Genomic DNA, 14,193 nt, shown 5'->3' on the forward strand with positions numbered 1-14,193 from the left:
TCGTATTTTCATGGCATATACTTCGGTTTTTACGAATCGGGACGACCGACGGTGCTTAACTATCGCCAGCTGCATTACTTCTGGGCCGTGGCCAAGACGGGCAGCATCACCCGCGCCAGCCAACAGCTGAACCTCACACCACAAACCATTAGCGGGCAGATCACGCTGTTCGAGCAAACCTACGGCCTGGAACTGTTCCAGCGCGCCGGCCGGCAGCTGGAACTGACAGAAACCGGCCGCCAGGCCCTGGTGTATGCAGAGCAGATGTTTCAGATTGGCAGCGAGCTTGAAGCCATGCTGCGCGCCGGCCCTCAGGAGCAGATCCTGTTTCGTGTGGGGGTGGCTGACGTGGTGCCCAAATCCATTGTCTACCGCCTGCTGGCACCGACCATGGACCTGGAGGAGGTGCTGCGCATCAACTGCCGCGAAGACAAACTTGAGCGGTTACTGGCAGACCTGGCTATTCAGCGCCTGGACCTGGTGATTTCCGACAGCCCCATGCCTAACCACCTGGACATCAAGTGCTACAGCCAAAAGCTGGGCGAGTGCGGGCTGAGCTTCTTCGCCACCCCGGCGCTGGCACAACGGCTTGAAGGTCCTTTTCCAGCTTGCCTGCAGGATGCTCCGCTGCTGGTTCCCGGCCAGGAGACCGTGGTAAGCAGCCGCTTGCTGCGGTGGCTGGGCGAGCAGCAGGTGCAGCCACGGATCGTGGGGGAGTTCGATGACAGTGCCTTGATGCAAGCGTTCGGGCAGTCGGGCAGCGGCATTTTCGTTGCGCCCAGCGTAATCGCCGAGGAGGTGTGCCGTCAGTATGGCGTGCAACTGATCGGGCAGACCGAGGCCGTGCACGAGTCGTTCTATGCCATTTCGGTGGAGCGCAAGGTCAAGCACCCAGGGATCGTGGCGATTACCGAGGGGGCGCGGCGGGAGTTGTTTCACTGGTAGCCATCCAAGCCTGATTGACTAGCAACAAGGCGCGCCGTGCCCACCAGGTGCTCTATGGTAAAGTCCGCCCTTTCCAGATTCCGAGATACCGCTGCACATGACGCCTCTCCTCCGCTTCCTCAACCGCACCAGCCTGGTGACTCAGATCGTCATCGGCCTGCTCGCCGGCATCGCCCTCGCCCTGCTGGCACCTGCCATCGCCCGCGACCTGGCCTTTCTTGGCAAGGTGTTTGTCAGCGCCCTGAAGGCGGTTGCGCCCGTGCTGGTGTTCATCCTGGTCATGGCTTCGGTCGCCAACCATCGTCACGGCCAGGAAACCCAAATTCGCCCGATCCTCTGGCTGTACCTGCTGGGCACCTTTGCCGCAGCAGTGGTGGCCGTGGTTGCCAGCATGCTGTTCCCGTCGTACCTGGTACTAAGCACCAGCGAAGCCACGCTGAGCGCGCCAGGCGGCATCACCGAGGTGCTGCAGAACCTGCTGCTGAGTGCGGTAGACAACCCGGTCAATGCCCTGCTCAATGCCAACTTCATCGGCGTGCTGACATGGGCCATCGGCTTGGGCGTGGCCCTGCGCCACGCCGGCGAAACCACCCGTACCGTGGTCGAAGACCTGTCCACGGGTGTAACCCTGATCGTGCGCGTGGTCATCCGCTTCGCCCCGCTGGGCATCTTTGGCCTGGTCAGCTCCACCCTGGCCCAGTCGGGCCTGGACGCGCTGCTCGGCTACCTGCACCTGTTGGCGGTACTGATCGGCTGCATGCTGTTCGTGGCGCTGGTGATGAACCCGCTGATCGTGTTCTGGAAGATTCGCCGCAACCCGTACCCGCTGACGCTGCTGTGCCTGCGTGAAAGCGGTATTACCGCGTTCTTCACCCGCAGCTCGGCCGCCAACATCCCGGTGAACCTGGCGTTGTCGGAACGCCTTGGCCTGCATGAAGACACCTACTCGGTGTCGATCCCGCTGGGCGCGACCATCAACATGGCCGGTGCGGCGATCACCATTACCGTGCTGACCCTGGCCGCCGTGCATACCCTGGGTATCCAGGTGGACCTGCCGACTGCCGTGCTGCTCAGCGTGGTGGCGGCAGTGTGCGCCTGCGGCGCCTCGGGCGTGGCTGGGGGTTCGCTGCTGCTGATTCCGCTGGCGTGCAGCCTGTTTGGCATCCCTAGCGAAATTGCCATGCAGGTAGTGGCGGTGGGCTTCATCATCGGCGTGTTGCAGGATTCTGCCGAAACGGCGCTGAATTCTTCAACCGATGTGCTGTTCACCGCGGCGGCGTGTCAGGCCGAAGAGCAGCGTAACGGCTAAGCGGGCCGGGGCCGCTTTGCGGCCCCAATTGCCTTACGCGATCGCATTACCTACCCTAGTGGCCTTTCCCCAGCCACGAGACAGGGCCATGTCAGAACACGAAACCGCAGGTGAAGGCCGCTTCAACAGCATCGAGGTCCGCGTTCTCGGCTCGCTGATCGAAAAGCAGGCCACCAGCCCGGAAAGCTACCCGCTGACCCTCAATGCCCTGGTCCTGGCCTGCAACCAGAAGACCAGCCGCGAGCCGGTGATGAACCTCACCCAAGGCCAGGTCGGCCAGGCGCTGCGCGTCCTCGAAGGTCAGGGCATGACCCGCCTGCAGATGGGCAGCCGTGCCGACCGCTGGGAACATCGGGTAGACAAGGCACTGGAGCTGGTGCCAGCGCAGTTGGTGCTGATGGGCCTGATGTTCCTGCGGGGCCCGCAAACCCTCAACGAACTGCTGACCCGTAGCAACCGCCTGCACGACTTCGACGACACCGAGCAGATCCAGCATCAGCTGGAGCGCCTGATCTCGCGGGGCCTGGCCTTGCACCTGCCACGCCAGGCCGGCCAGCGTGAAGACCGCTACACCCATGCCTTGGGCGACCCGGCGGAAATCGAGGCTATTCTCGCTGCACGGCAGCAGGAAGGCGGCGCGCGCACCAGTGGCGGCAGTGTGTCCGAAGAACGCATCGAGGCCCTCGAAGCCCGCATTGCGGCGCTGGAAGCACGCCTGGCCGAGCTGGAAGGCTGAGCCGTCACGGCTCGGGGTCGGGGAAATTGCGGCAGCTCTTGCGCTCGGCCAGCTCCCGGTCAGTGGGGCGCTGGTCGACGAACACAGCGCGACCGTCGGCGTAGATTTCCAGGTAGCCCCAGTGCAGGTCCTGCTCTTGCTGCCCGGGCTTTGGGGGGACTAGCCACCAGGGTTCGCGGCTGATCAGGGTCATCGGTTTGATTCCTGAGGGGTCTGCAGTAAGCATAGACACCTTCAGGTCCTGCTTTGCTTGCACCGGCCCTTTCGCGGGTAAACCCGCTCCTACAGCGTCCTGTGTCCAACCCTCGATGTGTGTCCGCCACCAATCTGCGTAGGAGCGGGTTTACCCGCGAATACGGTGGCGGCGGCGACGGTGAACGGCAGGTGGAGATTGTCCAGCAGGCCCGGCCTCTTCGCGGGTAAACCCGCTCCTACGACGGCCTGTGTCCAGCCCTCGATGTGTGTCTACCACCGATCTGTGTAGGAGCGGGTTTACCCGCGAATACGGTAGCGGCAGCAACGGTGAAAGGCGGGTGGAGATTGGCCAGCAGGCCCGGCCACCGACATGTGTCCACCACCGATCCGATGTAGGAGCGGGTTTACCCGCGAATACGGTAGCGGCAGCAACGGTGAACGGCGGGTGGTGATTGGCCTGCAGGCCCGGCCTCTTCGCGGGTAAACCCGCTCCTACGGGGATCTTCACAGTTTCAACAACTGCGCAGTCCTGTGAGAGCGGCTTCAACCGCGAAAGGGCCGTACAGGCTTACGCCGGTGCCGAAGTCCGAATCAGGTGGTCAAAGGCCGCGAGCGACGCCTTGGCCCCCTCACCCACCGCAATGACGATCTGCTTGTACGGCACGGTAGTCACGTCACCTGCTGCAAACACACCCGGGATGCTGGTCTGGCCCTTGGCGTCGACAATGATTTCGCCACGCGGCGACAGCTCGACGGTGCCCTTCAGCCAGTCAGTGTTGGGCAACAGGCCAATCTGCACGAAGATGCCTTCCAGTGCCACCTCGTGCTGTTCATCCGTGGTGCGGTCCTTGTAGCGCAGGCCGGTGACCTTCTCGCCATTGCCCAGCACCTCGGTGGTCAGCGCGCTGGTGATCACGTTGACGTTCGGCAGGCTGCGCAGCTTGCGTTGCAACACCGCATCGGCACGCAACTGGCTGTCGAACTCAATCAGCGTCACCTGGGCGACGATACCGGCCAGGTCGATGGCCGCTTCCACACCCGAGTTGCCGCCGCCAATCACCGCCACGCGTTTGCCCTTGAACAGCGGGCCGTCACAGTGCGGGCAGTAGGCCACGCCGCGGCCACGGTACTCTTGCTCACCCGGCACGTTCATTTCGCGCCAGCGGGCGCCGGTGGCCAGGATCACGGTCTTGGCCTTCAGCGAAGCGCCCCCCGCCAGGCGCACTTCGTGCAGACCGCCCTCGGCGGCCGGAATCAGCGCTTCACCGCGCTGCAGGTTCATGATGTCGACGTCGTACTGTTTGACGTGCTCTTCCAGCGCCGTGGCCAGCTTCGGCCCTTCGGTTTCCTGCACCGAGATGAAGTTCTCGATGGCCAGAGTGTCCAGCACCTGGCCGCCGAAGCGCTCGGCTGCAACACCGGTGCGGATGCCCTTGCGGGCAGCGTAGATGGCAGCAGCGGCGCCAGCGGGGCCACCGCCGACAACCAGCACGTCAAAGGCCTCCTTGGCGTTGATCTTCTCGGCCTGGCGGGCGCCAGCGTTGGTGTCGATCTTGCCAATGATTTCTTCCAGGCCCATACGGCCCTGACCAAACACTTCACCGTTGAGGTAGATACTCGGAACCGCCATGATCTTGCGCGATTCCACTTCGTCCTGGAACAGCGCACCGTCGATGGCAACATGGCGCACGTTGGGGTTGAGTACCGCCATCAGGTTCAGTGCCTGGACGACGTCCGGGCAGTTCTGGCACGACAGCGAGAAGTAGGTTTCGAAGTTGAATTCACCTTCCAGGGCCTGGATCTGCTCGATCACTTCGGCACTGGCCTTTGACGGGTGGCCACCCACTTGCAGCAGTGCCAGCACCAGCGATGTGAACTCGTGGCCCATGGGGATGCCGGCGAAGCGCAGGCTGATAGCGGCACCCGGGCGGTTCAGCGAGAACGAAGGGCGACGGGCATCGGTACCGTCCGCGCTGAAGGTAATGAGGTTCGACAGGCCGGCAATCTCCACCAGCAGGTCGTGCAATTCGCGGGACTTCGCGCCGTCGTCGAGGGAAGCAACGATCTCGATCGGCTGGGTGACCCGCTCCAGGTAGGTTTTCAGTTGCGATTTAAGCGTGGCGTCCAACATACGGGCGATTCCTTTTTCAAAACTCGGATACAAAAACGCCCAGGCGAGGTCGCCCGGGCGCTTGACGGGGCGGTAGGTACTTCAGCTTTGGCGGCTGCTTACCGCCCGCGTTATGGGCATGACCTTAGATCTTGCCTACGAGGTCCAGCGACGGCGCCAGAGTGGCTTCGCCTTCTTTCCACTTGGCCGGGCACACTTCGCCTGGGTGAGCGGCAACGTACTGAGCAGCCTTGACCTTACGCAGCAGTTCAGCAGCATCACGGCCTACACCACCGTCGTTCAGCTCGACAATCTTGATCTGGCCTTCCGGGTTGATCACGAAGGTACCGCGGTCGGCCAGGCCGGCTTCTTCGATCAGCACGTCGAAGTTGCGCGAAATGACGTGAGTCGGGTCACCGATCAGCGGGTATTCGATCTTGCCGATGGTGTCCGAAGTGTCGTGCCAGGCTTTGTGAGTGAAGTGGGTGTCGGTGGAAACACCGTAGATTTCCACGCCCAGTTTCTGGAACTCGGCGTAGTTGTCAGCAAGGTCACCCAGCTCGGTCGGGCAAACGAAGGTGAAGTCGGCCGGGTAGAAGAACACGACAGACCACTTGCCTTTCAGATCGGCTTCGCTGACCTGAACGAACTCGCCTTTGTGGTAGGCGGTGGCGTTGAAAGGTTTGACCTGGCTGTTGATGATTGGCATGAGAGACACTCCTTCATGGGGTTGGAATCAGTTGATGGATAGAATCCTAACTAATCATCCCGCTGAAGGCTCATTGGCAAAGCTCATGCTTTCGATTGGTTTTGGCTATAACCGAGGTTACTTAATAGAAGGGAACGGGCTGAGCAAAGGATTGCGGTCCTGAGCGCTGCACTGGCAAAGAAATGTAACAGCTCCCCATTCGGCATCACGGGCAAACGGGTCTAGGCTCAAGCCCATGTGATACCGGGCCCCTCTGACGGCTGCCAAGCCGCCATGTCGGATCACTGTTGCCTTGCAACGTCGACATTCAAGGAGGGGCTCATGACAGCTCTGCAAGCATTCCTCACAACACCTGTCCTCGGTACCAGCGCCTGGTTGTGGCTGGTGTTCATGGCCATCGTCATCGGTTTGTTGGTGCTCGACCTGGGCGTGCTGCACCGCCACGACCGGGAAATTGAAATGCGCGAGAGCCTGCTGCTGTATTCAGGCTATTTCAGTGTCGGTGTGCTGTTTGGCGCGGGGGTCTGGTACCAGTTGGGTGCACAGTCGGCACTGGAGTTCTACACCGGTTTCCTGGTCGAACAGTCGCTGTCGATGGACAACGTGTTCGTCATGGCGATGATCTTCAGCTACTTCGCCATCCCCCGCCGCTACCAGCACCGCGTGCTGTTCTGGGGCATCCTGGGCGTGGTGTTCCTGCGGGCCATCATGATCGGCGTGGGCGCGGCGCTGGTACAGAACTTTGCCTGGGTGCTGTACATCTTCGGTGCCTTCCTGCTGTTTACCGGGGTGAAAATGGCGCTGTCGAAGGAAGACAGCCGCCCGGACCTGGCCAACAACCCGATCCTCAAGTTCGTGCGGCGGCACATGCGGGTTACCGACCAGATCCATGGCTCGCACTTCTTTGTACGCCACACCCCGGCCGGGCACAGCAAGGCGCTGCGTTATGCCACCCCGCTGTTTCTGGCACTGGTACTGATCGAACTGGCCGACCTGGTGTTTGCCGTCGACAGCGTGCCGGCGATCTTCGCCATCACCCAGGACCCGTTCATCGTCTACACCTCCAACATCTTCGCCATCCTCGGCTTACGCTCGCTGTATTTCGCGCTGGCGGCGCTGATGCACCGGTTCGTCTACCTCAAGTACGCACTGGCGCTGGTGTTGATCTTCATTGGCTGCAAGATTTTCTACCACGGCATGGTGGGCAAGGTGCCGGCGCTCCTGTCGTTGGGCGTGACATTCGGGTTGTTGCTGGGTGGGGTGGTGATTTCGTTGATCAAGACGCGGGGGCAGACGTTGAATAAAGACGACAAGACGATAGAAAAAGCAGCTAACGATAAGAAAACAACGGGAGAAAAAAGGAATGACCCACAGTTACGGGTCTGAGTTGCAATCATTGCTTGATGATGAAGTAACCAACCGCTCCCCAAAGTGAGGCAATCAAGATCAACCAAAGGGCTGCTCCCATATCTCGCCTCAACTTTGGGGGAAAATTGTCAAGCTCCGCTTCGTTCAACCATCCGAGGCGTAAATGTAACCTTGGGAATGTGACCAAAGCGCTTACTGTACTCATCAGTAGGCATCGATGCCTTAGGGATGGTCTGAAGTAGCCATGCATCTCTGGCTGACTTCAGCGTCTGCCGATTTCAAAATCGCCCAACTGATCCAAGACAATCCGATCAGTCGCGCTTTTCTACCTTTTTCGTTACCGCCAGCACGTTACCGCAGCCATTTTCCGCATTACAGGCGCACCTCTCCTGCGCTGGCCAGCAAATGTCGGCGGGCCATCCACAGATTCGACAGGGCAAACAGCGTCACCATCTGCGCCGCATTCTTGGCCAATCCTCGGAAGCGCACCTTCGTATAGCCAAACTGCCGTTTGATCACGCGGAACGGGTGTTCGACCTTGGCACGGATCTGGGCCTTGGCCTTCTCGATCTTGCGCAGCGCTTTGTACAAGGCGCTGCGCTTGCCGTGTTTCTTGTAGGTGCTGCGCCGAGCCGCGATCTGCCAGATAACGGCACGACCTTCATGTTCAGGACGCTTCTCGACTCCGGTATACCCAGCGTCAGCGCACACCACGTGTTCTTCGCCGTGTAGCAGTTGGTCGACCTGAGTGATGTCCGCAACATTGGCCGCCGTGACCACCACGCTATGTACCAGGCCCGATTCTTCGTCGGCACCAATGTGGGCTTTCGCGCCGAAGTAATACTGGTTGCCCTTTTTGGTCTGGTGCATTTCCGGGTCGCGCTTACCGTCCTTATTTTTGGTCGAACTTGGCGCGTGGATCAGTGTGGCATCGACGATGGTGCCCTGGCGCAGCGACAGACCGCGATCCCCCAGGTAGCCGTTGATCACGGCCAGAATTCCGGACGCCAACTCATGCTTTTCCAGCAGACGGCGGAAGTTGAGGATGGTAGTTTCGTCGGGGATGCGCTCCAGGCTCAGCCCAGAAAATTGGCGAAGGATGGTGGTTTCGTACAACGCTTCCTCCATCGCAGGATCGCTGTAGCCGAACCAGTTCTGCATCAGGTGCACGCGCAGCATCGCCATCAGCGGATAGGCCGGACGTCCACCTTCGCCCGTCGGATAATGCGGCTCGATCAGGGCGATCAAACCCTGCCACGGCACCACCTGATCCATCTCGATCAGGAACAACTCCTTGCGGGTTTGCTTGCGCTTGCCGGCGTACTCGGCGTCGGCGAAGGTCATCTGCTTCATCGGAAAACTCGGGCAACGGGATCGGCGTATTTCACCAGATTCGGGAAGTCTTCTTCAGGATTTCCTTAGGTTTCGCCCGCCCCATACAGGTTTCATCTGCTCAAGATAGGGGTTGCTCGTTATCGCTGAAAGGGCGACATCAAAATCACTCGACAAAGCAATTTTCACATTGATAGCGATCCCCGCAAGGCCTAGGACGAAAGGCGCAATCAGGAATCCTATTTGCAACAATGGGGACCAATTGTCAAAGTCAATCATCAGTCACCTCATGAAGGAGTTCACCGGTTTGCTCTCCGAGGGCGCCAATACCAATAGCGCCTGCAGAAGAGGCGGCGCCAACGATCGCAATCCCGCACACTGCACCAAACCCACCGGTACCCACCGCAAAAATACCGCATAACGCAGCTGCTGCAGCACCTCCACCAGAGGCGCCTACCAACCCTCCCGTTAGCCCCCCTACAAAATTTCCCGCTTCAGTAAACCGAACCTTTCGACAAGCACGAGTCTCCCCGGCCCGACAGACTTCATTTACTTTCAGATAAGACGAGGTCCCGCCCAGCCCAATCGCTGCATACCCTCCGTATTGCAGGTACTTACTTAACCGCGCCACCTTCTCAAGATGTGTCGCATACCCCGGAATCTGCCCCGGTCCGCCCGCTTTCGACCAATGGTGCACCAGGCTCTTGGTAGAGATATTCAAGCTCTTCTTCAGCCGCTCATAGCTCCCCAGATTCAGTTGCTTATTAAGCAACGCCGCTTTCAACTGGCCATCCAGTTGCTGCAACAACCGCCTGCGCTCGGCGAAGAAACCCGGACTATTCAAATGGCCATGGTGCATGAACTCACGCTGGTGCAATTGCTCGATGCTGGTCAAGGTATTGCTTACTTGTTTCAAGCCTTGATCCAGCATGTCCTTGCCCACGCCCATGGACAGACTGGCGTTGCTGAGCAAGCCGGCGATTTCGGCCTGGTGCTGCATCATGAAATCCGCTTCGACGTGGTCGAGTGCCTCCAGCGCACGCCGCGCATGCTGCGCAGCCGCCATAAGCTCTCCCTCTTCGCGCGTGTAGGCATTTCCATTGTCAGGATCACCGATAACGAAGATTTCCCCAGCTTTGAACCCTTGCGCATACGTGGGGTTGAGCCGCTGTAACCGTGAGATCGGCAACGTGGAATCGTGACCGGCCAGTTGAAGCAGTATCTGGGGAAACGACATGCGTCGTGGAACCACGTAGAAGCCAGGCTCCAGCGAACCAGGCAGTGCACCTATTACCGGTTGGGAGAAGCGCTCGGGGTTGAAGGTGGGTGACAGCTCGGCAGCGTGGGTATTGGCACGCCCGGCAATAGAGTGCATGGACGGCGGAGCCTCATACAAGGGCGCGACTACCCGGTTGGTGCCCGGCGAACAGCCACAGACAACCAACGCACCATCCATAGCCACCCGCTGGCCATCTGAAATAAAGTGATCCACACCTTCGGCGACAGTTCCCGCCTGCCCACAAAGAGGGCATGGCGTGGTGTGGTCGCCTTCACGGAGCACCATTCGGCCTTCGTCTAGATAGCCGGCCCCCGTCGCAATACAGACAGCACCCGTTGTGGTGACATCGCCGTCTACCGCCTGACCTTTCCCCTCTAGATTGACGCGCAGATATGAACTCCCTGTACTTGATTCAGGTTGGAAACCTATCACCAGCAAGGGAGATTCAAGTGGCCTCAGCCAAAATTCAGATACGTCCTACAAGTTGCAGGACTTTGCGCAATCACTGCAGGCGCGGGTTTAATCGCGAATGGGCCGGCGCAGGCTGACGCGTTCACCGCCCGCTACGCAACATCTCCACCGGCACATACTTGCCAATCTCGTATTTGCCAATCGCCGCCCTGTGCACTTCATCCGGCCCGTCAGCCAGGCGAAGGGTGCGCTGCATGGCATACATGTAGGCCAGCGGGAAATCGCCACTTACCCCTGCCCCACCATGTATCTGGATAGCCCGGTCGATCACTTTCAAGGCCACGTTCGGCGCCACCACCTTGATCTGGGCGATCTCGCTACGGGCCACCTTGTTGCCGACGGTGTCCATCATGTAGGCCGCTTTGAGCGTCAGCAGCCGGGCCATGTCGATTTCCATGCGCGAGTCGGCGATCTTGTCGACGTTGCCGCCCAGGCGTGCCAGTGGCCGACCAAAAGCAGTACGCTCCACCGAGCGCTTGCACATCAACTCGAGTGCGCGCTCGGCCATGCCGATCGAGCGCATGCAGTGGTGAATACGGCCAGGGCCCAGGCGGCCCTGGGCAATTTCGAAGCCGCGGCCTTCGCCAAGGATCACGTTTTCGTACGGCACCCGCACATTTTCGAAAAGGACTTCGGCATGACCATGGGGCGCATCGTCATAACCGAACACCGGCAGCGGGCGAACGATCTTCACGCCTGGCGTGTCGGTCGGCACCAGCACCATGGAATGCTGCTGGTGGCGTGGCCCTTCAGGGTCGGACAGGCCCATGAAGATCATGACCTTGCAGCGCGGGTCGCAGGCGCCGGAAGTCCACCACTTGCGGCCGTTGATCACCCACTCGTCACCGTCCCGTATGGCGGTAGCAGCCATGTTGGTGGCGTCCGAGGAGGCCACGTCCGGTTCGGTCATGGCAAACGCCGAGCGGATCTCACCACGCAGCAGCGGCTCCAGCCACTGGCGTTTCTGCGCCTCGCTGCCATAGCGCACCAGCACTTCCATGTTGCCGGTGTCCGGCGCGGAGCAGTTGAACGGCTCCGGTCCGAGCAACGAGCGGCCCATGATCTCAGCCAGCGGGGCGTACTCCAGGTTGCTCAGGCCGGCGCCGTATTCCGACTCTGGCAGGAACAGGTTCCACAACCCTTCGGCGCGGGCCTTGGCCTTGAGCGCCTCCATGATTGCAGTGGGCTGCCAGCGGTCACCCTCGGCGACCTGGCGCTCGAACACGGCTTCGGCGGGGTAGACATGAGCGTCCATGAACGCAGTGACACGCTCGCGCAGTGCCTGGACCTTGGGTGAATAGGCGAAATCCATCTGGGCTACCTTCACAGTTCGGAGTACTTGGGCCAGAGCCTAGAGCAGCATTGCTCCATCCACCTAGTCTATTTTCCGCGTGTATAAACATTCATAACCGATATATGATCGGCCGATAATTCCAACAAAGAGCGGCGCCCATGAACCTTAGCAAGGTCGACCTCAACCTGTTCATCGTGTTCGATGCGATCTACACCGAAGCCAACCTGACCCGCGCCGGGCAGATCGTCGGCATTACCCAGCCGGCAGTGTCCAATGCCCTGTCGCGCCTGCGCGAAACCTTCAATGACCCGCTGTTCGTGCGTACCGCGCAAGGCATGGTACCCACCCCCATGGCGCAGAACATCATCGGCCCTGTGCGCAACGCGCTGGCGCTGCTGCGGACCTCGGTGCAGGAAAGCCGCATTTTCAACCCGCAGCAGGCCAACAAGACCTTCCGCATCAGCATGACCGACCTGACCGAGGCGGTCATCTTGCCGCCGCTGTTCCAGCGCCTGCGCCGTCTGGCGCCGGCAGTCGTGATTGAAAGCTTCCTGTGCAAGCGCCGCGAGACCACCAAGGAACTCGCGGCCGGCCGCCTGGACTTTGCCATCGACGCGCCACTGAACACCGACCCGCAGGTGCGCCACATCAAACTGATGCAAGACCGCTATGTCTGCGCCCTGCGCCAAGGTCACCCGCTGGCCGACAGCAAGCTGACCCTCGACAGCTACCTGGGCATGACCCACATCCATATCTCCAGCCGCCGCAACGGCCTGGGTTACGTCGACCTGGCGCTGGGCAAGATGGGTGTTCAACGCAAGGTCGCCCTGCGTTCGCAACACTACCTGATGGCGTCGCAGGTGTTGCAGCAGACCGACATGGCGATGACGGTCCCCGAGCGCTTCGCCCGTCGCCATCAGTTGCGTTATCAGGCGCTGCCGGTGGAGGTCCCTGCGCTGGAAACGCACCTGTACTGGCATGAAAGCACCGACCAGGACCCGGCCAACCGCTGGATGCGCGAGCAGATCACGGAATTGTGCGAGCGCGTGGTTGCAGAGGAAGAGAAGGCTCTGGAGCCCTGACGGTGCCGGCGAGGGACCCTTCATGGCCCTCACCAGGCAAAGTAGAAAATCCCATGAAAGATCTTCGATAGAGAATTTTTTTCTAAAATAATCGCGAATCGACCTGAGGGAAACGAAAAAAATACCGCTGCTGGCAGGTACGCTTACGTCAATGATCGCCGATTTCACGGCCACTGACACGGACCCGCCCTCAATGCCTAGCGCCCCACTCTACTTCGATTACGCCGCCACTACCCCAGTCGACGACCGGGTTATCGAAACCATGCTCGCCTGCCTGGGCAACCAGGCCAACTTCGGCAACCCGGCGTCCAGCGGCCACGCCTTCGGCCAGGCTGCACGTCACGCCGTGGACCAAGCGCGCCAGCAAGTCGCCGAGTGCGTCGGCGCGCACGCCGAGCATCTGGTATGGACGTCGGGTGCGACCGAGTCCAACAACCTGGCACTCAAGGGTATTGCCCAAGGCATCGGCCAGCCCGGGCACCTGATCACCAGCCAGCTGGAACACAAGGCCGTGCTCGACACCGTGGCCGAACTGGAGCGCCAGGGCTGGGCCGTTACACGCCTGGCAGCGGATGCCGACGGCCTGATCCAGCCCGCGAGCGTGCAGGCAGCATTGCGCGCTGACACCCGCCTGGTGTCGCTGATGGCGGTCAACAACGAACTGGGCACGGTCACCGATTTTGCCGCGATCGGCGAGCAGGTGCGTGCCCACGGTGCCCTTCTGCACGTGGATGCCGCGCAGGCCGTGGGCAAGCTGGCGATCGACCTGCATACGATGGCCGTGGACCTGATGTCTTTTTCGGCGCACAAGGTCTACGGGCCAAAAGGCATCGGCGCGCTGTATGTCGGGCCGCGCGCCCGCGTGCTGATGCGTGCGCAGATGCACGGCGGCGGCCATGAGCAGGGCCTGCGTTCCGGCACCCTGGCGACCCATCAGATAGCGGGCATGGGCAGCGCCTTTGCCTTGGCCGGCCAACCTGGCGACAGCGAGCACCAGCGCCTTGAGCAACTGGCAAGACGCCTGCGCACAGGCCTGCTGGCCATGCCCGGCGTTACCCTGAACGGCTGCGCCAAGCAACGCATTCCCCATACCTTGAACCTGTGCATCGACAGCAAAGGCTTCAACAGTGCGGCGCTGGCCGGCGAGCTGGCCTTGTCGACCACCTCGGCCTGCAACTCGGCGAGCAACGCTGCCTCGCATGTGCTGCTGGCACTGGGGCTGGATGAGCGTCAGGCTCGCAACAGTGTGCGTTTGAGCATCGGCCGTTTCAGCACCGAGGCTGACGTGGACAAGGCGCTCGAAGTGTTTGGCCGGGTGCTGGCGTCAGCATCGGCAGCACTGTGGTGACCACCTCGGCTGTTT

At 60.9% G+C, this 14,193-nt stretch carries 13 protein-coding genes; 6 read left to right on the plus strand and 7 right to left on the minus strand.

All coding sequences use genetic code 11. The features are described from left to right. Window positions 1–51: 51 nt before the first annotated feature. The 3 genes from nhaR to KW568_RS18320 all read left to right on the plus strand — a co-directional run bounded on the left by nhaR (window position 52) and on the right by KW568_RS18320 (window position 2,990). Complete coding sequence (nhaR, locus tag KW568_RS18310) at window positions 52–945, plus strand: transcriptional activator NhaR (protein ID WP_004573709.1); 894 nt, start codon at window positions 52–54, stop codon at window positions 943–945. Window positions 946–1,042: 97 nt separating this feature from the next. Continuing rightward, window positions 1,043–2,254 carry a serine/threonine transporter SstT gene (gene sstT, locus KW568_RS18315; RefSeq protein ID WP_004573711.1) on the plus strand — a complete coding sequence of 404 codons (1,212 nt, stop codon included), beginning with the start codon at window positions 1,043–1,045 and terminating at the stop codon, window positions 2,252–2,254. Between the two features lie 88 nt (window positions 2,255–2,342). Then, window positions 2,343–2,990, plus strand: a complete 648-nt coding sequence (locus tag KW568_RS18320) for a YceH family protein (RefSeq protein WP_004573713.1) — start codon at window positions 2,343–2,345, stop codon at window positions 2,988–2,990. Window positions 2,991–2,994: 4 nt separating this feature from the next. Here the strand turns inward: KW568_RS18320 and KW568_RS18325 are convergent, their stop codons facing one another. The 3 genes from KW568_RS18325 to ahpC all read right to left on the minus strand — a co-directional run bounded on the left by KW568_RS18325 (window position 2,995) and on the right by ahpC (window position 6,004). After that, window positions 2,995–3,183, minus strand: coding sequence for a hypothetical protein (locus KW568_RS18325; protein WP_003250541.1), 189 nt, complete (start codon window positions 3,181–3,183; stop codon window positions 2,995–2,997). A gap of 570 nt (window positions 3,184–3,753) precedes the next feature. Next, complete coding sequence (gene ahpF, locus KW568_RS18330; RefSeq protein ID WP_004573714.1) at window positions 3,754–5,316, minus strand: alkyl hydroperoxide reductase subunit F; 1,563 nt, start codon at window positions 5,314–5,316, stop codon at window positions 3,754–3,756. A gap of 124 nt (window positions 5,317–5,440) precedes the next feature. Beyond that, window positions 5,441–6,004, minus strand: a complete 564-nt coding sequence (gene ahpC, locus KW568_RS18335; protein ID WP_003250537.1) for an alkyl hydroperoxide reductase subunit C — start codon at window positions 6,002–6,004, stop codon at window positions 5,441–5,443. A 321-nt stretch (window positions 6,005–6,325) separates the two neighbouring features. On the opposite strand from ahpC, the gene KW568_RS18340 reads away from it, so the two are divergent. Next, a complete protein-coding gene (locus KW568_RS18340) occupies window positions 6,326–7,390 on the plus strand; it encodes a TerC family protein (RefSeq protein ID WP_004573717.1) in 1,065 nt (354 codons plus the stop codon). 354 nt (window positions 7,391–7,744) lie between these two features. On the opposite strand, the gene KW568_RS18345 is transcribed toward KW568_RS18340, so the two are convergent. The 4 genes from KW568_RS18345 to KW568_RS18360 all read right to left on the minus strand — a co-directional run bounded on the left by KW568_RS18345 (window position 7,745) and on the right by KW568_RS18360 (window position 11,766). Next, window positions 7,745–8,725 (minus strand): IS5 family transposase, encoded by a 981-nt coding sequence (locus KW568_RS18345; protein ID WP_004573718.1) that lies wholly within the window; start codon window positions 8,723–8,725, stop codon window positions 7,745–7,747. 54 nt (window positions 8,726–8,779) lie between these two features. Next, window positions 8,780–8,983 (minus strand): hypothetical protein, encoded by a 204-nt coding sequence (locus KW568_RS18350; RefSeq protein WP_004573720.1) that lies wholly within the window; start codon window positions 8,981–8,983, stop codon window positions 8,780–8,782. Further along, the gene (locus KW568_RS18355) at window positions 8,976–10,373 is read right to left on the minus strand and encodes a PAAR domain-containing protein (protein WP_033726336.1); all 1,398 of its coding nucleotides are present in this window, start codon (window positions 10,371–10,373) and stop codon (window positions 8,976–8,978) included. Before KW568_RS18355 ends, KW568_RS18350 begins: the two co-directional genes overlap by 8 nt. Before the next feature lie 163 nt (window positions 10,374–10,536). Continuing rightward, the gene (locus KW568_RS18360; protein WP_003250533.1) at window positions 10,537–11,766 is read right to left on the minus strand and encodes an acyl-CoA dehydrogenase; all 1,230 of its coding nucleotides are present in this window, start codon (window positions 11,764–11,766) and stop codon (window positions 10,537–10,539) included. 140 nt (window positions 11,767–11,906) lie between these two features. On the opposite strand from KW568_RS18360, the gene KW568_RS18365 reads away from it, so the two are divergent. After that, window positions 11,907–12,830 carry a LysR family transcriptional regulator gene (locus tag KW568_RS18365; RefSeq protein ID WP_004573723.1) on the plus strand — a complete coding sequence of 308 codons (924 nt, stop codon included), beginning with the start codon at window positions 11,907–11,909 and terminating at the stop codon, window positions 12,828–12,830. Between the two features lie 193 nt (window positions 12,831–13,023). Beyond that, window positions 13,024–14,178 (plus strand): cysteine desulfurase family protein, encoded by a 1,155-nt coding sequence (locus KW568_RS18370; RefSeq protein ID WP_004573724.1) that lies wholly within the window; start codon window positions 13,024–13,026, stop codon window positions 14,176–14,178. Window positions 14,179–14,193 lie beyond the last annotated feature (15 nt).

This window comes from Pseudomonas sp. HD6515, assembly GCF_024971855.1.
Lineage (GTDB): Bacteria > Pseudomonadota > Gammaproteobacteria > Pseudomonadales > Pseudomonadaceae > Aquipseudomonas > Aquipseudomonas alloputida.